The following is a 22,743-nucleotide window of genomic DNA, read 5'->3' on the forward strand; positions in this document are numbered from 1 at the left end:
GCTTATTACAATGCAGATAAATCCAGTTTGTCGAATCCTTCTACAAGACTCTGAGCGATTCCCGTGATAATTTCAAGATCTCTTGGTGTATGTCCCTCCAGGTTTAGAACCATTACCGGATCATGCAGAGACGCTCTCAACAGCATCCAGCCGGTGCAGACACCGCTAAAGCGAATACGGATACCTTCATAGGATTTTGGAAGCTCAAAACCGGACTGAAGGGCTCTCTTTTTGAACGTTTCCAGTACAGATGTACCATAGGCGTGGAAATCATCGGTCAGAATCGGGAAACGTACTTCACGATCTGCATATTCTGTGCAGAGGTTCGCAATGAAGTGATCAATGGTTTTGCCTTCACGTTTTGCTTTTGCAACGGCGATAACAAGTTTAACAGCCAGATAAGCGCCGTCATCCAGATAATAATTTTCTTTGAGACAACCATGTCCGGAAGTTTCCATAGCCAGCGGGCTTACGATGCCTTCGGCATTCAATTCTTTACATTTGTTGATGACGTTTTTATAGCCACGCATATAGCACAGATGCTTCAGCCCAAGATCGTTTTCGAGAAAATCGGTAAGACGATCGGAAGTAACAGAATCTGTAATGATGGTACTTCCGGGGTAGTCCGGTGCCAGGATGGCTGCTATCATTGCAATGATGGAATCGCGGTTGATCGGTGTACCGTCAGATAAGACAGCAGACATACGGTCTACATCGGTATCAAAGATCAGACCCAGATCAGCACCTGCAGCGACTGTTGCATCACAGATTGCCTTCATGGCATCTTTGTTTTCCGGGTTTGGAATATGGTTCGGGAATGTACCGTCAGGCTCCAGGAAGTTACTTCCGGTTGTATCTGCACCAAGTTCATCCAGTACTTCTTTAACAAAAAAACCACCGGCACCATTTCCGGCATCTACAACAATTTTCAAATTTTTCAGTGGCGCATCATAATTATCTGCATTTACACCATCACAGATCTTCATGCAAAGATTTGCACTGTATAAGGAAATCAGTTCAAATTCTGTAAAACGGTTGTTATCCGTTGGCAGAGGCTCCTCCAGTACAGAAGGATCCATGCTGTCAGAGAGTGTGGATGCAATTTCAAGAATTGCTGTGATATCATCATGTTCCAGACCGCCTTCGTGATCAAAAAATTTCAGACCGTTCCGGTTAAATGGCAGATGACTTGCTGTGATCATGCAGGCTCCGTCATATCTGGTTTCCGGATAAACAATAGACATAAACATGGCAGGTGTGGAGGCCATGCCGCAGTCAGACACATAGATGCCTTCGTCAAGCATGCCGCGGATTGCCTGTTTTTTAATTTCAGGACCGGTGATTCGAGAATCAGTGCCGACACCTACAATACATTCTTCCGGGGCAATATTTTTTTTCTTTAACAGCCAGATGGCAAAGGCACGTCCGATGAGATATGCTGCTTCTGAAGTCAGGGTGACATGTTCTCCTTCAATTCCTTCGCAGGCAATACCACGGACGTCGCTGCCGTTTTGTAGTTTCATTAATTCTGATTTTGTAATAGACATAGATTTGCTACTCCTTTTACATTGTCATACGGATAGATTCCGTACATATTAGTTCCAGTAAATTATAATTCAGAAACAGTATGAATACAAGTCTGAGGAAAGAAAAGCCTGATTTGGCAAAAAATAGAAAGAAAGATGGAAAATTATGTAATATATAATAAAAATCTATAAATAATTTATAAAAAAATTACAGACACCTATTGGTAACTGAGTAAAAAAGTAGTATACTATACTTTGTGGTTAGGTGAATTGAAAGGAGTGGGGAAAATGTTTAAAAAATTCACAAATGGCTGTGTAAAACTTGTGCAGAGATTTCTGCCTGACGCATTTGTCTTCTGTATTATTCTGACAATCGTCGTATTTATCGCTGCAATGCCGGTAGCCGGCATGAACCCAATCGAGGTGGCAAATGCCTGGGGTTCCGGTGTATGGGGTCTGTTAGCATTCTCAATGCAGATGGCTCTTGTACTGGTACTTGGTAGTGCATTGGCGAATGCACCAGCCATCAAGAAACTTATTGTCAAACTCGCAGGAGTACCGAAAAAACCGGTAGGAGCGGTGGCTTTTGTTACAGTGATTTCCGCAATCTGCTGCTTTATCAACTGGGGATTCGGTCTGATCATCGGTGCATTACTTGCAAAAGAAGTTGCAAAGAAGATCAAAGGACTTGATTATCGTCTGATTATTGCAGCTGCATATTCCGGATTCGTTATCTGGCATGCAGGTATTTCCGGATCTATTCCGCTTGGCATGACAGCATTAAACGCAGATGGTGTTGTAGATAACACTGCTGGGGCTGTTACGGAAATCGTACCGACCTCTCAGACAATCTTCTCAGCATGGAACCTGATCATGGTTCTGGCAGTGGTTGTAGTCGTTGCTTTTGTAAATGCAAAAATGCATCCGGATCCAAAGGATGTTGTATCTATTGATCCGAAATTATTAGAGGATGCACCGGATAACACAGAAGTAAAAGCAAGAAAAGATCAGACTCCGGCTGAAAAACTGGAGAACAGTATGGTTCTTTCTTATATCGTTGTAGTCATCGGTGCAATTTATCTGATTTATTATTTTGTAAATGCAGGTTCTATTCTGAATGCGTTATCACTGAATATCGTAAATCTGATCTTCCTGATCCTTGGTATTGCGTTCCATAAGACGCCGATCAGTTATGTCAGAGCGATTACAGAGTCTGCAGAAAGTGCAGGAGGAATCATTTTACAGTTCCCATTCTACGCTGGTATCCAGGGTATGATGGTTACGGTAGGTTCCAATGGTGTATCTCTTGCATCTGCTATCAGTACAGCATTTGTAAATATTTCTACACCACGTACGTTCCCGGTACTGTGCTATCTGGCAGCTGGTATTGTAAACTTCTTCGTGCCGTCAGGCGGTGGACAGTGGGCTGTTCAGGGTCCGATCATGATGCCTGCCGGTCTGGAGCTTGGTGTTACACCGGCAGTTACTGCTATGGGTATCGCCTGGGGTGATGCATGGACAAATATGCTGCAGCCGTTCTGGGCGCTTCCGGCACTTGGTATCGCTGGCCTGGGAGCAAGAGATATCATGGGTTACTGTGCGATTGTATTGATTGCATCCGGTATTGTGACAGCACTTGGTTTCCTGTTCCTGGTACCGTTGCTGGCATAAAATAGAACGTAATTAATGTAAAACCAATAACCACAGAATGTAGCGAAAACGGATTGTGAATGTCCGTTTTACAAATAGTTCTACAATTAAATGTAGATTAGAAAAATTGAATATGTAAAAAAATTTAGAAAGATTGTTTTTAAACGTATGGAAAATGTAACGATTGTCAGCCACCTTACTCCGCAGGAGTGGAAAAAATCCTGGGAGGATAAAGTGGTGGAAGATACCAAACAGAATATGCGGGCCTACCAGCAGCAAAACTGTTACTGGGGGCATTTTAAAAATGACAGGGATTTTACAATCTGTCATCATAAGGAATTCGAGATCAAGGGAATGAGTCTGGGACTTTATTTCAATGGCCGGATCGAGGATGATGAGCGGGGCTGTAAGATCGTAGGAAAGTTTGGAAAAAAGCATTCAGCCAATTTATTTCTTGGGATGGGAGCAGCACTTTGTATAGCGGCCATTATTGGTGCAACTGCACGGCAGGATATTGAGGTATCCATTGTGGCGACGGTACTGCTTGCAATCCTTGTGGTGGTCTATATGGCAAAGCCCAAGAAAGGGCAGCAGCGGATTTTATATCAGCTGGAAAAGATTTCTTTTGATTCCAGGTATCATAAGAAAGGAAGTCGTAAGGCAGCTGCAAAACCAGAGAAAAAGAAAAAACGCACCATGCGGGAAAAAGCAATGGTAACGATGGATTAGATAATTCATCAAATATAAAAAGATGTGAGTTCTGATGACACAGAGCGCACATCTTTTTTTGAACGCAGGTCGCAAAGCGACTGCGTTCATGAGCAAGTAGCGAAAGCGGATTGCGAATGTCCGCTTTACCGCAGGTCGCAAAGCGACTGCGTTCATTAGTTGTCTACGCTGACAAAATCCGTATCCACGTTGATATAAGGCAGCGTAAAGATAAATTCTGTACCAACACCTTCTGTGCTGATGACATTGATATTTTCATGATGGGCATGTACGATTTCTTTAACGATGGCCAGCCCAAGACCGGTTCCCTTTTTGTCTTTCCCACGGGAAGCATCCGTTTTATAAAAACGTTCCCAGATACGTCCGATACTTTCCTTTGGAATCCCGATTCCCTGATCTTTGACTGAGACAAATACTTTTCCGTTCCGCAGCGTTGTCTCAATGGTAATCTCGGAATTGCTGTGGCTGAATTTGAATGCATTATCTACCAGATTGTGCATGACCTGGTCAATTTTAGCACTATCTGCTTTGACATAAAGTTCCTCTCCGGTAAGAATCAGATGGAAGGAAACCATTTTTTCTTTACAGCGTCCTTCAAACATCAGAAGCGTTCGTTTGATCAATGCATTCAGGTCAAAAACAGAGAGATCCAGATAAGTTCCCTTAGTTCCATATTTGTTTAGTTCTAGCAGACTCTGGGTCAGTTTCTCGAGACGTTCCGATTCGAATATAATAACATCCAGATATTTTCCCTGTAGTTCCGGTGGAATCGTGCCGTCGGCCATGGCCTGCGCATAACCTTTGATGGAAGTCAGCGGTGAGCGAAAATCATGGGAAACATTGGAAACAAACTTGTGTTGGTCGTTTTCCAGAGCATTCAGTTCCAATGCCATAAAATGCAGGGTATCGGCAAGTGTGCCGATCTCATCCTGGCGTTCCATCTCCAATGCTGTGTCAAAATTACCGTCGGCATAGTTCCTTGCGGCCCGGATGATTACCTGCAGTGGGCGATAGAATGCAAAAATAAATGTCAGCAGAATGATCAGTGCCAGAAGCAACAGAAAAATCAAGGACAGATAAAATCCGTTTAGCAGATCATACTGTAAAGTAGTGATATGCGACAGCGGAAGACAGATGATAGCGTAGCAGGTTACTTTGTAACTCCGGGTAATGGGAGTATAGACCGTCAGTACATCATCGTCATAGTGATCATAAAAAGTTCCGATGGAATAATTACTGCCACTGAAATCCAGAATATCAAAATCTTTGATGGATTCTGTTTCAGACGGCCGGATATATTGTTCAGAAGTAATCAGGACACGACCACCAGTGGTGACAATATAGATGTCCGCATCCAGATAACTGCTGACAGCCGCAATCTGTTTTTGAAATTCTTCCAGCGTCAACTCAGATCGATAGTAGCTGTTTCCGAAAGAATCTGCAATCTGGCTGCTTTCCCGGCGCAAGGCAGCAGCGTAATACTGCTCCAGATAATTCTGATTGTAATGTGCGGTAAAGGTCGAGATCAGGATAAATCCCAACACAGCAAAAATAAGATAGGAACCGATCATTTTAAATAATAGCTTATGTTTCATATGTAAGTGCTACCGGTCAGGGGCTAGCGGCGTTCGAATTTATAGCCGATGCCCCAGACAGTGGTAATCCCCCAATGTTCGTGATCTTTGATTTTTTCCCGGAGACGTTTGACATGTACGTCCACCGTCCTGGTATCGCCCAGATATTCATATCCCCAGATGTTGTCTAACAGCTGTTCGCGGGTGAATACCTGATTCGGGGAAGAGGCGAGAAAATACAGCAGTTCCAGCTCTTTTGGCGGCATATCAATAATCTGCCCATAATACATAACGGAATAGTTGGTCAGATTGATGATCAGATCCGGGTATTCGACACATTTGATATCCGGTTCTTCTTTTTCTGGTTTGACAGCCTGGTAGCGGCGTAGCACTGCTTTTACCCGGGCGACCAGTTCTTTGGAATCAAATGGTTTAATGATGTAGTCATCTGCACCAAGTTCCAGTCCCAGCACTTTATCAAAGACTTCCCCTTTGGCGGAAAGCATGATGATAGGCACGTTGGATTGGGTACGGATTTCACGGCAGACCTGATAGCCATCGATGCCCGGAAGCATCAGATCAAGCAGAATCAGATTTGGCTGATAAGTTTTAAATTCATGCAGGGCAGATTCTCCGTCTTCCACAATCTTTGTATCATAGCATTCTTTTAGCAGATAGAGGGAGATCAGTTCCGCAATATTGGCATCGTCGTCGACGATGAGGATTTTTTGTTTGACTGCCATAGGGGCCTCCTGTGTTTAGTATACTTAAAAATTTCAGAGCCATCTCGACATTGTTACACAATATCGAGATGTGGCTTCTCGCAAAAGAGTCTTACAAGTATAAATATTCATCTCAGTCTGAGTTGAGACTCCCACTTCTGCAAGTGGTGAGTAATAACAAATCTTTCTCAGTGGGAGTTCAATCTCCGACTGAGATAAACGCTCCGCGAGGATGTGCAGTGATTCTGAGAAGAATATGTCAGCTTTCGCTGACCAGAATCACGCACCAAGTCTCACGTGCGTTCGACTTGAATCATGCGGGCATGATTCGTATTTATACTTGCAATCTTCATGGCTCTGAAATTATTCAAACTCTGCAATAGTTACACCGGCATCCCCCTCACCAAATTCTCCAAGGTGGAATGCTTTGACGTATTTTTGGCGTTTTAAGTGTCCCTGCACAGCTTTGCGCAGAGCACCGGTTCCTTTTCCGTGTACGATACGCACGGATTTCAGATGAGCGAGATACGCATCATCCAGATATTTATCCAATTCCATCAGTGCTTCGTCCACGGTCTTGCCAATCAGATTGATTTCCGGTGAGACAGATAGAGATTTGGACATCTTTAATTTGCCGGCACCGGTTTTGGTGTTGTGCACTGCCGGGGTAGCATCATCATTTACCAATATCAGGTCACGGATGTTAGTCTGGTATCGCAGGATGCCGGCCTGTACAAAGAGGTTTCCTTTTGCATCCGGAAGTGTGTGTACGGTACCCTTCAGATTCATACTGAGAATTTTGACGGAATCTCCGAGACGCAGTTTTTTCGGTACATTATGGTTGATCTGTTCTTTCTTCTGGATAGAGGACTTGGATTGGGCTTTTGCCATTTTTTTCCGGATTTTCTCGCGGTCCTTTTCCATGGCGGAGGCATCCATATGGGTTTTGCCGTATTTGTGGAAGTTGCGGATGGTTTCATCAGCCAGATCCTTGGCTTCTTTTAAAATAGCGGCGGCCTGTTGGTTGGCTTCCTGCAATACACGGTCGCGGCTGCGGTTTAAGCGCTCCTGTTTTTCCTCTAACTGTTTCTTTAGGGAAGCAGCTTCTTCTTTATAACGGTTGATTTCTGCCTGCTCTTTCTCTATGGTCAGACGGCTCTGTTCCAGATCAGCAATAACATCCTCAAAGTTTTCATTTTCTTTTGTGATCCGGGTCTTAGCATCTTCAATGAGATCTGTCGGAAGACCGATCTTGCTGGAAATTGCAAAGGCATTACTTTTTCCGGGAATACCAATGAGCAGCCGGTAAGTCGGGCTCAGAGTCTGAACGCTGAATTCGCAGCAGGCATTTTCTACGCCGGTTGTGGAAAGGGCATATAGCTTAATTTCACTGTAATGGGTAGTAGCCATAGTACGGATACCATCCTGACGCAGCCGGTCCAGGATCGAGATCGCCAGCGCAGCACCTTCATCCGGATCCGTTCCGGCACAGAGCTCGTCGAAGAGCACCAGGGACTGAGGCGTCGCATGTTTCAAAATGGAAACGATGTTGGTCATATGGGAGGAGAAGGTACTGAGACTCTGCTCGATACTCTGCTCGTCACCGATGTCCGCATAGACATCATCAAAAATAGCCAGTTCGGATCGATCTTTTGCCGGAATATGCAGACCAGCCTGTCCCATCAGGGTGAACAGGCCAACCGTTTTCAGGGAGACCGTCTTACCACCTGTGTTCGGTCCGGTGATGATCAGCAGGTGGAAGGTATCTCCCAGATGCACATCAATGGGAACGACTTTTTTGGGATCCAGAAGTGGGTGACGTCCCTGCCGGATGCGGATGCGTCCTTCTGTATTAAAAATCGGTGCCATACCGTTCTGGATTTTTGCCAGGTTTGCTTTTGCAAAAATAAAATCAAGGTCAGCGAGGATCCGGTAATTATCCAACAGGTATGCGGCATACTGTGCAGTCAGATTACTGAGTTCTGCCAGAACTGCTTCAATGGCTTCCTGTTCTTTTAAAAATGCCTCTTTCAGGTCATTGTTTAATTTTACGACAGACATCGGTTCGATAAACAGTGTGGAACCGGTGGAGGACTGATCGTGGATCATACCCGGAACCTGTCCTTTGTATTCCGCCTTGACCGGCAGACAGTAACGTCCGTTTCGCATGGTGATGACTGCATCCTGCAAATAAGACCGTGTGGTGGAACTGTTTAACAGGTTATTCATGGCACCATGGATTTTATCATTAATATTACGGATGGTGCGGCGGACACTGTGAAGTGCCGGGCTGGCATCGTCACTGATCTCATCCTCTGCCAGAATGCAGCGGCGGATTTCCTCAAGCAACGGTGTCAGCGGTTCCAGTCCCGCAAAAAGTACATCCAGGGAGTCAGCCGGCAGATCGTCGCGGTTTTCTCTGGAATAGGCTTTTGCACGCCTGGTGATCTCCAATAAGGTACAGATAGAGAGTAGTTCTGCTGCATTTAAACAGCCGCCAATCTCCAGTCGTTTCATCTGAAAGCCCGGATCTTTTAATCCACCGAAGGAAATACTTCCTTTGCGGTAAATGCGGGACAGAGCATCTGCTGTCTGAGCCTGCGCATCCGTGATCAGTTGCTTATCTGTCATCGGAACCAGTTCCAGACATCGTTTTTTTCCGGCATCTGAAGTCGCCTGCTCTGCAAGCAGCTGAATGATTTTGTCATATTCTAAAACTTTTAAAGCTTTTTGATTCATAAACTCCTCCATGTTATAACGGTATATTCCTGTATCGGAACAGTTCCATTTTAACGCATAATGAAAGAAGTGAAAAGTGAAAGTTCTATTAAAACTTTTCAGTTGCATAAGAATTACAGAAAACGTATAATAAGTGCAGGCGAGTTTGAAATATCTGACTTGAAGTTACCAAAAGAAACAGGTGCGGAGAGGTGCTTTGCAGTGGATAAAAAGAAACAGGAAGAATATCATTTTGTAAAAGAGCATATTAAGAAAATACCTATTGACCGGAAAAAACTGCGTACACGGCTGTTTGGAACGATTTTACTGGCCGTTCTGTTTGGCGTGGTGGCAGCAGCGGTATTTGCAGCACTCAGACCAGTATTTGACAATCTGCTTTACCGGAAGGACAATACTGTGGTGATTTCCGGAGAGGATGAAATTTCGGAAGAAACACCGGAAGAAAACGCACCGGTCTATATTACGGAAACGCAGCTCATGGAACCGGAGGATTACCAGGTGTTGCAGAATAAATTATATGCCATTGGCCGGGAAGCGAATAAATCCGTAGTAGCAGTCCGGGGAATCGGAGAGGCTACAGACTGGTTTGATAATGCCTATGAAACAGAGAGTCAGGGAACCGGCATTATTGTAGCGGACACCGGTGATGAGTATCTGGTGGTGACGGAGAAGAAAGTGATCTCAGATGCCAGTCAGGTAGAGGTGACCTTTTACAATAACGATACCGCTTCCGCGGTACTGCAGGCTTATGACGAAAATACAGGGATTGCCATGTTGTGTGTGGAAAAACGGCAGCTGTCAGCAGATACCACTGATCAGGTGGCAGCTGCGACACTCAGCAGTTTTTCTGCATTGTCTCAGGGAACCATTGTGATCGCTATCGGCAGTCCGCTGGGGGAACCATTTTCCATTCTGACCGGAAATGTCACATCCAGCAGTTATGAGGTGTCCACCGTGGACGCGAACTATAAGGTGATTTCCACTGATATCAATGCCAGCGATGCAGGAAGCGGTGCGCTGATCAATCTGAAGGGTGAAGTGGTTGGACTGATGCTGCAAAGTTACAGCACGCGGGAGGCACAGAGTATGATGACTGCTATCAGCATTTCTCAGATCAGCAAACTTTTGGAAAAAATGTCAAACGGAGAATCACCGGCTTATCTTGGGTTGGAAATCTGTACGGTGACAGCGGAGATCGCAAAATCGAATGAACTTCCGAAGGGCATATATATCAAACAGGTGTCTCCTGATTCACCGGCAATGCAGGCCGGCATTCAGGTGGGAGACGTGCTGACCAAGATTGACAGTAAGGAGATTCTGACTGCAGAACAGTATGAGGACTGTATTATGAATGCAAAGGACGGACAGCAGAGTACCGTCACCGTCAAACGGATGGGTGCAGATGGGAAATATCAGGATCTGCGTTTCAAAGTTGTATTTGGTACGCTGCAGGAAAATTAGCAGACGGAATAGTAAATAGCAATCGTATAGATTTTAGTTAGAAAGGATACCCATAGTGGGGATTGTGAGGAAAATGAGATTTATTGAAACATTACGTGAAGGCGAGAGAATCAGTGAGGTATATTTGTGCAGACACAAACAGACTGCTATGACAAAAGCAGGAAAGCCGTATGATTCGCTGACACTTCAGGATAAAACAGGTACACTGGACGCAAAAATCTGGGATGTATCTTCTAATGGTATCGAGGAGTTTGATTCTTTGGATTATATTTATGTCATGGGCGACGTGACCAGTTTTCAGGGTTCTCTGCAGCTGAATGTGAAACGAGTAAAAAAAATGGCAGAAAGTGATGTGAATCCGGCAGATTATCTGCCGGTCAGCGAGTACAACATTGAGGAGATGTATCAGAAACTTTTGGCATATATCGATCAGATGAAACATCCATATCTCAAGCAGCTGGCAGAATCATTTTTCAAGGATGCGGACTTTGCAAAACGTTTTCAGTTCCATTCCGCGGCAAAAAGTGTGCACCATGGATTCGTAGGCGGACTGTTGGAGCATACATTGCATGTGACACAGATCTGTGATTTTTTCTGCAATCTGTATCCTATGCTGAACCGTGATCTGCTGCTGACCGCAGCCATGTTCCATGACGTTGGAAAATTATCCGAACTGTCCACTTTCCCAGCAAATGATTACACGGATGACGGACAGTTACTTGGTCATATTATGATCGGAGCAATGGAAGTTCAGAAACATATCGATCAGATTGCAGGTTTCCCCAAGCGGACAGCATCTGAGCTGATACATTGTATCCTGGCGCATCATGGGGAACTGGAATATGGTTCACCGAAAAAACCGGCTTTGGCAGAGGCTATCGCACTGAGTTTTGCGGATAATTCCGATGCAAAACTGGAAACTATGCGGGAAGCACTTTCCAACATTCCGGAGAACAGCCTGGAGTGGCAGGGCTTCAACCGCTTCCTGGATTCCAACATCAGAAGAACAGGTAAGTAATTATGCAGAAGAATGATGAATTGATTTTGAAAATAGAAGATATGGGTGTGGACGGTGCCGGTATCGGAAAATCGGACGGCATGACTTTTTTTGTCAAAGATGCTGTTATCGGTGATGTGGTGCGGGCGAAGATTATCAAGTTAAAAAAGACGTATGGCTATGCCAGGCTGATGGAACTGTTGGAGGCATCGGCGGATCGTGTGGAACCGAATTGTCCGTATTACAGACAGTGTGGCGGGTGTCAGATTCAAGCATTGTCTTACGAAAAACAGTTAGAATTCAAAGAAAATAAGGTGCGTAATAATCTGGAACGCATCGGTGGATTTACGAAAATTCCGATGGAACCGATCGTTGGTATGGATGAGCCGTATCATTATCGAAACAAAGCACAATTTCCGGTGGGAACGGATAAAGAAGGTCATATTGTTACCGGCTTTTATGCAGGAAGAACGCATACGATTATTCCAAATCGCGACTGTGCGCTCGGGCTTCCGGTAAACAGGGAAATTCTGGATATTGTCATTGATTTTATGGAAAAATATCATATTTCCGCATACGATGAGAAAACCGGAAAAGGACTGGTGCGCCATGTACTGATCCGATGTGGATTTTCCAGTCAGGAAAAGATGGTTTGCCTGATCATTAATGGAAAAAGTCTGCCACACGGGGAAAAACTGGTGGAAGCATTGCGAAAAATTGATGGTATGACAAGTATTTCCCTTAATTGCAATACCGGGCGCACCAATGTGATTCTGGGTCACAGGACCATCGTGCTCTGGGGGCAGGAATATATCACAGATCAGATTGGAGATATTTCTTATGAAATTTCACCAGTATCCTTTTATCAGGTCAATCCGGTGCAGACGGAGAAGTTGTACGGACTGGCACTGGAATATGCAGATCTGCACGGGGAAGAGACTGTGTGGGATCTGTATTGCGGTATCGGAACAATCTCCCTGTTCCTGGCTCAGAAAGCGAAACAGGTGTATGGCGTGGAGATTATTCCACAGGCCATTGAAAATGCGAAGCGCAATGCTGTAAAGAATGGCATCGAAAATGCAGAATTTTTCGTCGGAAAATCAGAGGAAGTGCTGCCGGAGTTTTATGAAAAAGAAGCGGCAGCAGGACGGAAGGCGTATGCGGATGTTATTGTGGTGGATCCGCCGAGAAAAGGATGCGATGAAAAATTACTGGATACTATTGTGAAGATGGCACCGGACCGGGTGGTCTATGTCAGTTGTGATTCCGCGACGCTGGCCCGGGATCTGAAGATACTGTGTGAGCAAGGGTATGAACTGAAACGTGTACGAGCGGTGGATCAGTTTTGCCATACCGTGCATACAGAAGCGGTGTGTTGTCTGCATCGGGTGAACATGTAGAAATTCCTTATCGCACGTAAAAAAAGATTTCTGTAATATACTCACGTTCATCTCCGGAGGAGATGTAATCATTGATGCAAAATTCATAGGAGTCGGAAATAATGTTAAGATTCTGTTCTTTGCAATAGTCCAACAGTTTTTTATAAGAATAGTCCACAGACTGATACGTGCCGTAATGATAGATACTTACGGCACGTCCTTTTGGGAGTATCATAATATTTTTCACATTTTTTGTCTTTTCAATTGGCAGAAAAGCAATGTTTGCTTCGGTATATCGGCCTTCTAAAATGTGCTTATATGGAACAATTACGCCCGTCTGAAAAAATATCGGAAGGGCATCTTTGAGCGCCTGAGAAAAGCACTTCTTTGTAGCGATGCTTATTTCGCTGAAAGAGTGTGGCGCATCTACTTCCGCATAGAGAAGGTAGTTGCGATTTATCTCTTTGATCGTAACCTCCTGGTTTCGGTCGCGCACTTCTTTTACAGTTTCCATTTGCTCGCATCTGTGAGCAAGACGATTTCGAACCAATTGTAAATGTTTGATTTGCTGATCGAGTACGGTCAATTGTTTTCTCAATGCGATCAATGACGTATTGATCGTATACGTTTTCATATGTTCCTGGATCTCTCCAAGTGAAAATCCCATTTCCTTCATAATTAAAATTGTATCCAGATAGTCGATCTGACTCGCTTTATAATAGCGATATTTATTATCCGGATCCACATATGCCGGACGAAACAGTCCGATCTTATCATAGAAAATCAGTGTCTGCTTTGAGATATTCTGATATCTTGCAAGCTCACCGATGGAAAACATATCTTTCATATAAACCTCGTCTTGACACTATAGTTACTATATCCTTTATTGTATATTCATAGAAAGAAATTAGCAAGTAGGAGGCGTATAGAAATGAAATGTTTTGAAGAAAAAATGTCTTATCCACAATTTTTAAAATATCTTGTCCCGTCAGTGCTGACCATGATCTTTTTGTCTTTTTACACAACAATAGATGGATTTTTTGTATCCCGTTATGCCGGCTCGGATGCACTCGCAGGGATTAATATTGTGATTCCGATCACCTGTATTATTTTTGGAACGGCAGTCATGTTTGCAACGGGATCCGCCGCCATCATAGGTGAGAAGATGGGGCAAAAACGGGAGCAGGAGGCAAATGAGATTTTCACTTTTATCGCGATTGTACTGCTCATACTTTCCCTTGTATTTACAATCGGCGGTATCCTGTTTTTGAAACCGATCTGTATCTTCTTAGGAAGCAGTGAACGTTTGATGGAACATGTAATTCCGTACGCATTTGTGATATTTTTAGGAGCCGTTCCGATGTCATTTAAGCTGTTTTTCGAATATCTTGTGAGGACAGACGGGAGATCACAGATTGGAATGGTAATGTCCTTGGCAGGTCTTACTCTGAATGTTGTTTTCGACTATATTTTCGTAGTTGTATTTCGTATGGGGACGTTTGGAGCTGCGTGGGGAACATTTCTTTCCATTACAGTCAGCATGATAATTGGTTTGCTTTATTTTCTGAAGTACAGTCAGATCAGGTTCTGTAAGCCGAACGTAAATTGGAAAGTTCTTTTGAAATCTTGCACGAACGGAAGCAGTGAAATGCTGACGGAATTGTCTACCGGTATCACTACATTTTTATTTAACATTATTATTATGAAATACTTTGGGGAAGACGGAGTTGCGGCTGTGACGATCATCATGTACATTTATTATTTCTTTATTTCCTTTTATATGGGAATTGCCGTTGCAACAGCTCCGGTCGTCAGCTACAATTATGGAGCTCAAAATTACGGGAAAATTAAAGAAACAACGCGCTACAGTTTTATTACGATTGCCATCAGCTCCGTGTTGATCCTGGCAGTATCTTACATTTATGGAAAAGATATCATTCACTTATTTGTCGGGGATGGAAATGTGTTCTCACTGACCTGGGATGGGTTGAAGCTGTTCAGTACGGTTTTTGTGTTTATCGGTCTGAATGTATTTCTTTCCGGATATTTTACTGCATTGGGAAATGGATTTATTTCGGCAGTGATCTCATTGCTGCGTTCGTTGTTCCTTGTCGTTATATTTATACTGGTTCTTCCAAAACTGATCGGTGTGTCCGGTGTCTGGCTGACAATGCCGATGTCGGAAGCTGTGACAATTTTCATTGCAATTTACCTGTATCGGATATACGGAAAGCATTTCATGAAGGAAAAATAGGTATTCGATAAGATTTTTTGTTTTGATAAGTTTTTCTTATCGTGTACATAAAAAAGAAATTTAAAATCTTCAAAAAAATATTGTGCAAGATATATGATGCATGGTAATATAAGACATATAAGAGTACAAAATAAAAAAGCAGGAGGATTACGATAATGGAGAAATTATTAATTTTAAATCCGGGTTCTACTTCTACCAAAATTGCTTATTATGAGGATGAGAAGCAGATTTTTGTGGAGAGCATTTCCCATTCCGCAGATGAGATCGCAAAATATGACCTGATCGTTGATCAGTATGAGTTCCGTAAAGATATGATCATGGAAGTTCTGAAAGAGAAAAATGTAAAACTGGAGGAACTGACCGGAATCGTTGCCCGTGGTGGTTTACTTCCGCCTCTTCAGGCAGGTGCTTACCGTGTAAACGACGATATGGTATGGCAGCTGAAAAATAAACCGGCGATGGAGCATGCTTCTAACCTTGGTGCTATTATTGCAGATGCAATCGCAAAACCACTGGGAATTCCGGCTTTCATTTATGATGGGGTAACCGTTGATGAGATGATGCCGATTTTGAAGATCACAGGTTTGAAAGAACTCAGCAGAAAGGGAATCGGACACAACCTGAATACAAGAGCGGCAGCTATGAAATATGCCCGCGAGCATGGAAAAGAGTATAAAGACTGCAAGCTGATCGTGGTACATCTCGGTGGTGGCATTTCTATAACATTGCAGTATGGTGGAAAAGTGGCCGATATTATCAATGATGAGGATGGTCCATTTGCTCCGGAGCGTGCAGGGGGTCTTCCATCTCAGGATCTGATCAAATATTTCGGCCAGAGTGGCATGACTGCAAAAGAGATGCTCAAGAAAATGAAGAGCCGTGGCGGTCTTGTAGCACATCTTGGTGTTAACGACAGTCGTGAAGTAGAGAAAATGATCGAGAATGGTGATGAGCATGCAAAACTGATCTATGATGCGATGGCATTAAACGTAGCCCGCAAGATCGGTGAGGAAGCTGCCACTGTCGCAGGTGATGTGGAAGCAATCATCCTGACAGGCGGAATTGCTTATTCTGAGTATTTCACAAGTGAAGTAAAGAAAAATGCAGAGTGGATTGCACCGGTGATCGTATATCCGGGCGAGAACGAGATGGAATCTCTGGCACTTGGCGGACTTCGTGTGCTGCGTGGACAGGAAGAAGCACATGAGTTTGTAAAAACGGAGTAATCATAGTCTGCATATATCATATTTGAACGCAGGTCGCAAAGCGACTACGTTCATGAGCAAGTAGCGAAAGCGGATTGCGAATGTCCGCTTTATTTACCGGGAAATGGATTGCATTTTCAGGTAAATAAAAGGGAGTATTATCTCAGTCTGAGTTGAGACTCCCACTTCTGCAAGTGGTGCGTAATAACAAATCTTTCTCAGTGGGAGTTCAATCTCCGACTGAGATAAACGCTCCGCGAGGATGTGCAGTGATTCTGAGAAGAATATGTCAGCTTTCGCTGACCAGAATCACGCACCAAGTCTCACGTGTGTTCGACTTGAAGTATATAGAGCCGCAGTGGCATGGTAGTTATCTGATTAGTACAGATAATACCGTTGCCACGGCGGCTTCTTTTATTGCGGCACGCTTTCTTGCCGGGAATTGTGACCAATCAGGATGCAATTGTGCGAACCGGAGTTTTTGTCACTCTGGAACCGTGCGCAATCGGTTTCCACTCTACTTTCTTGAACATTGCCATGAAAGCGATGGGAATATAAGTCAGCATATAGATCGGAAATGTGAACATATAGCCGATTTTTCTGTACCATGCCATATGGATATGTTTCCACTCAGTTAATGTGGTATAGATTCCAAGTACCAGCATTGCAGCAGAGGTATTGACCGTGAATTTTCCGACACAGAGCAGGGCAGATGTGAAATCCTGAGCGGTTAAAAGTGCCAGAATGGTCAGGGTAAGTCCTGCAAAAGTAGCTATCATAGTCAGAATAAAGGCCGGTAAATTGGACATCAGCATGTCAAAACAGGAGAAGCCTCCTTTTTTGCCGACCTTTGATAATAACTGTCGGCCATACTTTTTATATACCTGAAAATAACCTTTTACCCAGCGCATACGCTGATGCCAGGATACGGAAAGTCTGGTCGGCTGCTCATCATAGAATTCTGCGCGCTCACAGTAACCAATCGTTACACCGTTTGCGATGCAGTCAGCGGTAAATTCAATATCTTCCGTTAACAGGAAGAAGTTCCATCCATCATTTTTCTCAATGAGTTCACGGGAAATCATATAGCCGGTGCCGGATACCATACAGCTGTTGCCGATACGCATTCTGCCGCGGTTTAAAAACTGTGCTTCATGTAAAAACCAGAGACCGTAACCATGGGAAATCCAGTTATCACCAAAGTTTTTGGAATTACGGTAGCTGGTGACGGCATCATATCCGTCATTGAAGGTCATATTCATTTCTTTTATGTAATTTTCATCCAGCAGATTATCTGCATCAAAGATAAAAAATCCGTCGTAATCTTCCAGATTATCACTGAGGGAAATCTGGTCCAGCAGGTACTTTAAGGCATATCCTTTTCCGATCTGGACCCGGTTAAAACGTTCATATACATAGGCACCGTGTGCATAAGCAATTTCAGCAGTGGTATCGGTGCAGTTGTCCGCAACGACGTAAATATCCACCAGTTCGGACGGGTAATTCTGTGCGCGAATGCTGTCAAGCAGTCCACCCAGGACATTTTCTTCATTTCTTGCTGCAATCAGTACGGCGTAACGGTGCATCTGCAAAGGCTTGTGTGTTTTTTCTTTTTTAATATAAGGTGCGATCAGGTAGACAATCTGATAAGAAAAACATGCGATAAATGCAAATAAGATTGACCAGTTGATCACACGGGTGATAGTAACCAGCATAATTGTTTCCTCCCTGTACGTTTTTTCGTTGTACCTAATATAGCAGGCAAATGTTAGGATTTATAATTGCAATCATTAACAAATCATTAAGAAACCCTGTTGAAAATATAAAGACTTTATCCTTTTGGTTATCTTCATAAATCGTTAAGAATTTGGCGTGGTTTCCGGAAAGAATTGTCTGTTAAAGTGTCAGCATAAAGGAATTGCGGGAAACATTCCTTTTCGAATGCATGCAAATCGAGTATAATGGCGGGGAGGTGAAAAATTATGATAAATATTTTAGTATGTGATGATGACAAAGATATCGTAGATGCCATTGAAATCTATTTGGCTCCGGAAGGGTACCGGATCTTAAAAGCATATGATGGTATTCAGGCAATCGAGATGATGCGGAAAAATGATATACAGCTTTTGATCATGGATGTGATGATGCCGCGTATGGATGGTATCCGTGCAACCTTAAAGATTCGTGAAGAGTCCAATATCCCGATTATAATCCTTTCAGCCAAGACGGAGGATACGGATAAGATTTTCGGATTGAATGTAGGAGCCGATGATTATGTGACCAAACCATTTAATTCACTGGAGCTTGTGGCAAGAGTGAAATCACAGCTGCGTCGTTATACAAAGTTGGGGACAATGATGCAGGAACCGACGTCGAATGTTTATAAAACGGGTGGTCTGGAGATCAATGATGATATGAAACAGGTGACGGTCGATGGCATAGTTGTAGAAAAATTAACACCAATTCAATATAATATCCTTCTTTTCCTGACAAAAAATAAGGGAAGAGTATTTTCTATTGAGCAGATTTATGAAAATATCTGGAATGAAGATGCTATCAATGCGGATAATACAGTGGCGGTACATATCCGGCATATCCGGGAAAAAATCGAAATTAACCCTAAGGAACCACGTTATCTGAAAGTGGTATGGGGAATCGGCTATAAGATGGAGGATATTAAAGTCGAGTAGAACAGGAGATCCTTATGAAGAAAAAACATTTTTACAGCATGTGGGCAAAGACGCTGACAACGGCGATTCTGCTGGTGGCTGGTGGACTGACTGCTGTCTGCGCCGGATGGTCCGTTCTGGGATTATATGAGGGCATGAATGTGCAGGAAATTATGAATCCGGTTTCTTATGTGGACAGCGAGCAGGCCCAACGCTATGTGCGACAGGAAGTATATAGTCAGCTGGACAACTTTGCATCTGAAAATAAGATTTTGAATGGAATAGCCTATAACGGTGATCTGACCGTAGATATTTCAAATTTAGATGGTGGCGTGAAGGCAGAAACTAAAGATCCGAATCTGGAATACAAATTGTCCGATCTGGATGCGTTTTATAATTCGGATGGTTATCCGTTCCTTCGCTGGCTGACCGAGACGAAAGATGAGTATGTGTATGATGAATACGAGGAAAATGATGTCGTAGATTCCGAAGATGATGAATCATCTGTGGCTGCAACGGAAGCGCAAACAGAATCTGCTGTGGATGGTTCACAGCCGGTTAATATAGAGACAGTGGATATCAGTGACTGGATCAGTGAAAGTGATGATGGCGGTACCGCTGATAACAGACATCCGGAAGCATATGAGTCCTATCAGGTGAAATGTTATAACAATGGTCCGGATGTGTTGTATGGAAACGGACTTGAGATAGAGCAGAAGTTTATTAAGAATATCAACGGAATGACACTGGCAGAGTATGCCAGGACAAGTGATCAGATGAATCTGCTTTCGACTTATTACGACAATCTGCTGGATGCAGCCCGTCAGGTGCATGCACTGGTAGAGCAAAGCCAAAATATTGAAAAACAGTTTGCAAATACGAATGTATATGTATATTTGGTAAATGAAGAAGATGGCAGCGTATTTACCAATGTGCCGGCATGGAAAACGGAGCAGGAAATGTCTCTGACCCAGGTGGAAGAACAGTATCTGACAGAAAATTATTCTGCACCGGATCAGATCTTTTATTTGATGATCGATGAGGCAGCCGGAAAGGTTTCTACTCCGGTGCATTATATGAACGAAGAAATGAAAGAAATCGTCAGTGATGTCCTGGGAGACGGTAACTGGAAGATCTTTGTAGGGCTGGATACAAATTATCATTGTAAGACATCACCGTCTTATTTTGATTCCATGTTTTATACATTTTATAAAAATACTTCCGAGCAACTCACATTTCATGGTGCATCGGGAGAAAAGCAGATCAATGTGTTTGTTGCTATGTGGGTGTTCCTGGCCCTTGCAATTGTGATGCTGGTTCTGGTTGCACTGCAGACCGGACGGAAACCGGAGGATGATAAGATTCATCCGGTACTTATGGACAGATTTCCGATAGAACTTTTGATGCTTAAGGATATCATTCTGTGGACATTACTGGTGGTTTTATATGGAACCGGATTTGCTTGTGTCAGCCGTAACAGTAGTTATTATTACAGCATGCTGCCGCAGGTAACGGAAAATGTTATGGTAAGATGTGCCATTTGCGGAGTCCTGGCAACCGCATTGTTTGCCTGGAATCTGAAGAGTTACGGCCGAAGGATCAAAGAGCGTAAACTTGGCGGAAGTATCTTTGCAAGTATTGCGCATGCAATAAAAAGAACTGTGGATGCATCCAGAAAAACCATTCAGAATTCTTATCGTGCACAGAAAGCAAACAGACAGCTTCTGATTGCCTATATAGTATTGCTTGGCGTGCAGACGATTTTTATGTGGATCATCTGTGCATTCGGTTTTCATTATGCAGGCGGAATGGCATTTTTCTTCTTCCTTCTGATGATATTGTTTGATATTTTTGTATATCTGAAAATGTTGAAGAGCACCAGTGGAAAAGAAGCCATCAAGGACGGTATTCAACAGCTGGCAGCAGGTAATCTGGATTACCGTATCAATACCGAGCACATGTCGGGAGAAAATCTGGAACTGGCAGAAGAAATCAACAAAGTCCGTGATGGTGTGGAGAAAGCTGTGGATAATCAGATGAAGAGTGAACGTCTGAAAACAGACTTGATCACAAACGTGTCTCACGATATTAAGACACCGTTAACTTCCATTATCAACTATGTGGATATTTTGAAAAGAGAAAATATTCAGGATGAGCGGATTGCCGGTTACATTGAAATTTTAAACAGAAAGGCACTGCGTCTGAAACAGTTGACAGAAGATCTGGTGGAGGCTTCTAAAATCAGTTCCGGAAACATTACACTGACTATGCAGGAGATCAACCTGAAGCAGCTGATCAAGCAGACAAACGGTGAATTTGAAGAAAAATTTGCCGCAAAAAATCTGAATCTGATCTGTGATCTGCCGGAGGAGCAGATGCTGATTCGGGCAGATGGCCGCCGGATGTTCCGCGTTATTGAAAATCTCTACAACAATGCAGCAAAATATGCGATGACCGGAACGAGAGTTTATGTAACCGGAAGTGTGGAAGGCGATATCGTTGTATTTTCCATGAAAAATGTGTCCGAGAGTCCGTTAAACTTCAAAGCAGATGAACTGCTGGAGCGTTTTGTACGGGGAGATGTCTCACGAAGTACCGAGGGCAGCGGTCTGGGCCTTGAGATCGCCCGTAACCTGACAGTAATGCAGGACGGAACATTTGATCTGTACCTGGATGGGGATCTGTTTAAAGTAACGATTACATTTAAGAAGATCAGCAAAGCAGAGCCGGGACCGAAGAACAAACAGACAGAAGTATAACAAACATCGTATAGAAAGACCTGCATATTTTCTGTTCAGGATGTAAGGAACGTATAGGGACTTTCTTATTCTGTGAAATTATGTCGAAATTTTACGATGAGATTTTCTTGAGAACTGTCATGATTGTGCTACAATCATTGTAACAGTAATAAAGGAGGATTCTATCGTGAAAAAAGTACGATACATGATTTCAGATGCGGCGAATATGATGCAGGTAGAGTCGCATGTGTTACGTTACTGGGAAGAGGAACTGGAGCTGGATGTCCCCCGCAATGAGATGGGACACCGTTACTATACTGAAGAAAATATGCAGCAGTTTAGACAGATCAAGAAATGGAAGGAAGAAGGATATCAGCTGAAGGCCATTAAGATGATGCTTCACAATGAAAATCCGAATCTGGAAGAAGCGAAACAGCAGGAGCACACCACTACTATGTCCGGTGAGACAGAATCTGAGCCGGAAAAGGACGGACAGCAGATGCATGTTGCAGTTTCACATACCAATGCGGCACCGGCAGGGCTGACAAAGCTGGAGCAGTTTCAGTTGATGATGAACGATATCGTGCGAAATGCCATCGCAGAAAACAATCAGGCATTGGGACAGGCTGTATCTGAGCATGTCGGAGAGAAAGTGATCAAAGAGATGAATTATCTGATGCAGGAACAGGAGGAGCAGGAAGAAGAGCGGTTCCGGAAACTGGATGAAGCAATCCGCAGCAGACAGATGAGTCGAAAAGAAAAAAAGCAAAAAGAGAAATTGTCCAGAAGAAAGGAAAAAGCCGGGAAACGACACTTTAGGACAAAAGAAAGTACAGTTTAGAAAAGATAATTTTACTCTGCTTAAAACGAAAAATAGTGTAGCAGCAAAATCGGAGAATTTTTCCACATCCGGTGATCGTGGAGAAATTCTCCGATTTCATCTCAGTCTGAGTTGAGACTCCCACTTCTATAAGGTGAGTAATAACAAATCTTTCTCAGTGGGAGTTCAATCTCCGACTGAGATAAACGCTCCGCGAGGATGTGCAGTGATTCTGAGAAGAATATGTCAGCTTTCGCTGACCAGAATCACGCACCAAGTC

Annotated in this window: 16 protein-coding genes; 10 read left to right on the forward strand and 6 right to left on the reverse strand. The window is 43.5% G+C overall.

The window, feature by feature from the left end:
* Positions 1–5: 5 nt before the first annotated feature.
* A complete protein-coding gene (locus ACIRUQ_RS00370; RefSeq protein WP_172679885.1) occupies positions 6–1,547 on the reverse strand; it encodes a phosphomannomutase/phosphoglucomutase in 1,542 nt (513 codons plus the stop codon).
* 267 nt (positions 1,548–1,814) lie between these two features.
* Between ACIRUQ_RS00370 and ACIRUQ_RS00375 the strand changes: the two genes are divergently transcribed.
* Positions 1,815–3,197 carry a short-chain fatty acid transporter gene (locus ACIRUQ_RS00375; RefSeq protein ID WP_022036677.1) on the forward strand — a complete coding sequence of 461 codons (1,383 nt, stop codon included), beginning with the start codon at positions 1,815–1,817 and terminating at the stop codon, positions 3,195–3,197.
* A gap of 147 nt (positions 3,198–3,344) precedes the next feature.
* Positions 3,345–3,905 (forward strand): hypothetical protein, encoded by a 561-nt coding sequence (locus ACIRUQ_RS00380; RefSeq protein ID WP_055290185.1) that lies wholly within the window; start codon positions 3,345–3,347, stop codon positions 3,903–3,905.
* A gap of 155 nt (positions 3,906–4,060) precedes the next feature.
* Here ACIRUQ_RS00380 and ACIRUQ_RS00385 read toward each other — a convergent pair whose 3' ends face one another.
* The 3 genes from ACIRUQ_RS00385 to ACIRUQ_RS00395 form a co-directional block, all read right to left on the reverse strand.
* The gene (locus ACIRUQ_RS00385; RefSeq protein ID WP_404856510.1) at positions 4,061–5,476 is read right to left on the reverse strand and encodes a HAMP domain-containing sensor histidine kinase; all 1,416 of its coding nucleotides are present in this window, start codon (positions 5,474–5,476) and stop codon (positions 4,061–4,063) included.
* Positions 5,477–5,523: 47 nt separating this feature from the next.
* Entirely contained in the window at positions 5,524–6,222 is a 699-nt protein-coding gene (locus ACIRUQ_RS00390; RefSeq protein ID WP_055290183.1) for a response regulator transcription factor, read from the reverse strand.
* A 342-nt stretch (positions 6,223–6,564) separates the two neighbouring features.
* A complete protein-coding gene (locus tag ACIRUQ_RS00395) occupies positions 6,565–8,940 on the reverse strand; it encodes an endonuclease MutS2 (protein WP_055290182.1) in 2,376 nt (791 codons plus the stop codon).
* Positions 8,941–9,099: 159 nt separating this feature from the next.
* Here ACIRUQ_RS00395 and ACIRUQ_RS00400 point away from each other — a divergent pair, with 159 nt between their 5' ends.
* The 3 genes from ACIRUQ_RS00400 to rlmD all read left to right on the forward strand — a co-directional run bounded on the left by ACIRUQ_RS00400 (position 9,100) and on the right by rlmD (position 12,798).
* Positions 9,100–10,401, forward strand: coding sequence for a S1C family serine protease (locus ACIRUQ_RS00400; protein WP_404856511.1), 1,302 nt, complete (start codon positions 9,100–9,102; stop codon positions 10,399–10,401).
* Positions 10,402–10,474: 73 nt separating this feature from the next.
* The gene (locus ACIRUQ_RS00405; RefSeq protein ID WP_021739320.1) at positions 10,475–11,419 is read left to right on the forward strand and encodes a 3'-5' exoribonuclease YhaM family protein; all 945 of its coding nucleotides are present in this window, start codon (positions 10,475–10,477) and stop codon (positions 11,417–11,419) included.
* A 2-nt stretch (positions 11,420–11,421) separates the two neighbouring features.
* On the forward strand, positions 11,422–12,798 hold the full coding sequence (gene rlmD / locus ACIRUQ_RS00410; protein ID WP_055290180.1) for a 23S rRNA (uracil(1939)-C(5))-methyltransferase RlmD: 1,377 nt from the start codon (positions 11,422–11,424) through the stop codon (positions 12,796–12,798).
* Positions 12,799–12,805: 7 nt separating this feature from the next.
* Here rlmD and ACIRUQ_RS00415 read toward each other — a convergent pair whose 3' ends face one another.
* Entirely contained in the window at positions 12,806–13,624 is an 819-nt protein-coding gene (locus ACIRUQ_RS00415) for a MerR family transcriptional regulator (protein WP_055290179.1), read from the reverse strand.
* Between the two features lie 84 nt (positions 13,625–13,708).
* Here ACIRUQ_RS00415 and ACIRUQ_RS00420 point away from each other — a divergent pair, with 84 nt between their 5' ends.
* On the forward strand, positions 13,709–15,031 hold the full coding sequence (locus ACIRUQ_RS00420) for an MATE family efflux transporter (protein ID WP_055290178.1): 1,323 nt from the start codon (positions 13,709–13,711) through the stop codon (positions 15,029–15,031).
* 155 nt (positions 15,032–15,186) lie between these two features.
* Positions 15,187–16,257, forward strand: coding sequence for a butyrate kinase (gene buk / locus ACIRUQ_RS00425; protein ID WP_055290177.1), 1,071 nt, complete (start codon positions 15,187–15,189; stop codon positions 16,255–16,257).
* 431 nt (positions 16,258–16,688) lie between these two features.
* Here the strand turns inward: buk and ACIRUQ_RS00430 are convergent, their stop codons facing one another.
* Positions 16,689–17,951 carry a glycosyltransferase family 2 protein gene (locus ACIRUQ_RS00430; protein ID WP_055290176.1) on the reverse strand — a complete coding sequence of 421 codons (1,263 nt, stop codon included), beginning with the start codon at positions 17,949–17,951 and terminating at the stop codon, positions 16,689–16,691.
* Positions 17,952–18,218: 267 nt separating this feature from the next.
* Here ACIRUQ_RS00430 and ACIRUQ_RS00435 point away from each other — a divergent pair, with 267 nt between their 5' ends.
* The 3 genes from ACIRUQ_RS00435 to ACIRUQ_RS00445 all read left to right on the forward strand — a co-directional run bounded on the left by ACIRUQ_RS00435 (position 18,219) and on the right by ACIRUQ_RS00445 (position 22,484).
* Positions 18,219–18,926 (forward strand): response regulator transcription factor, encoded by a 708-nt coding sequence (locus ACIRUQ_RS00435; protein WP_021739314.1) that lies wholly within the window; start codon positions 18,219–18,221, stop codon positions 18,924–18,926.
* A gap of 14 nt (positions 18,927–18,940) precedes the next feature.
* Positions 18,941–21,664: a sensor histidine kinase KdpD gene (locus ACIRUQ_RS00440; RefSeq protein WP_055290175.1), complete on the forward strand. Its 2,724-nt coding sequence runs from the start codon at positions 18,941–18,943 to the stop codon at positions 21,662–21,664.
* A gap of 166 nt (positions 21,665–21,830) precedes the next feature.
* Positions 21,831–22,484, forward strand: a complete 654-nt coding sequence (locus ACIRUQ_RS00445; RefSeq protein WP_055290174.1) for a MerR family transcriptional regulator — start codon at positions 21,831–21,833, stop codon at positions 22,482–22,484.
* Positions 22,485–22,743: the final 259 nt, after the last annotated feature.

The organism is Eubacterium ramulus (genome assembly GCF_045002895.1).
Taxonomy (GTDB): domain Bacteria; phylum Bacillota; class Clostridia; order Lachnospirales; family Lachnospiraceae; genus Eubacterium_I; species Eubacterium_I ramulus.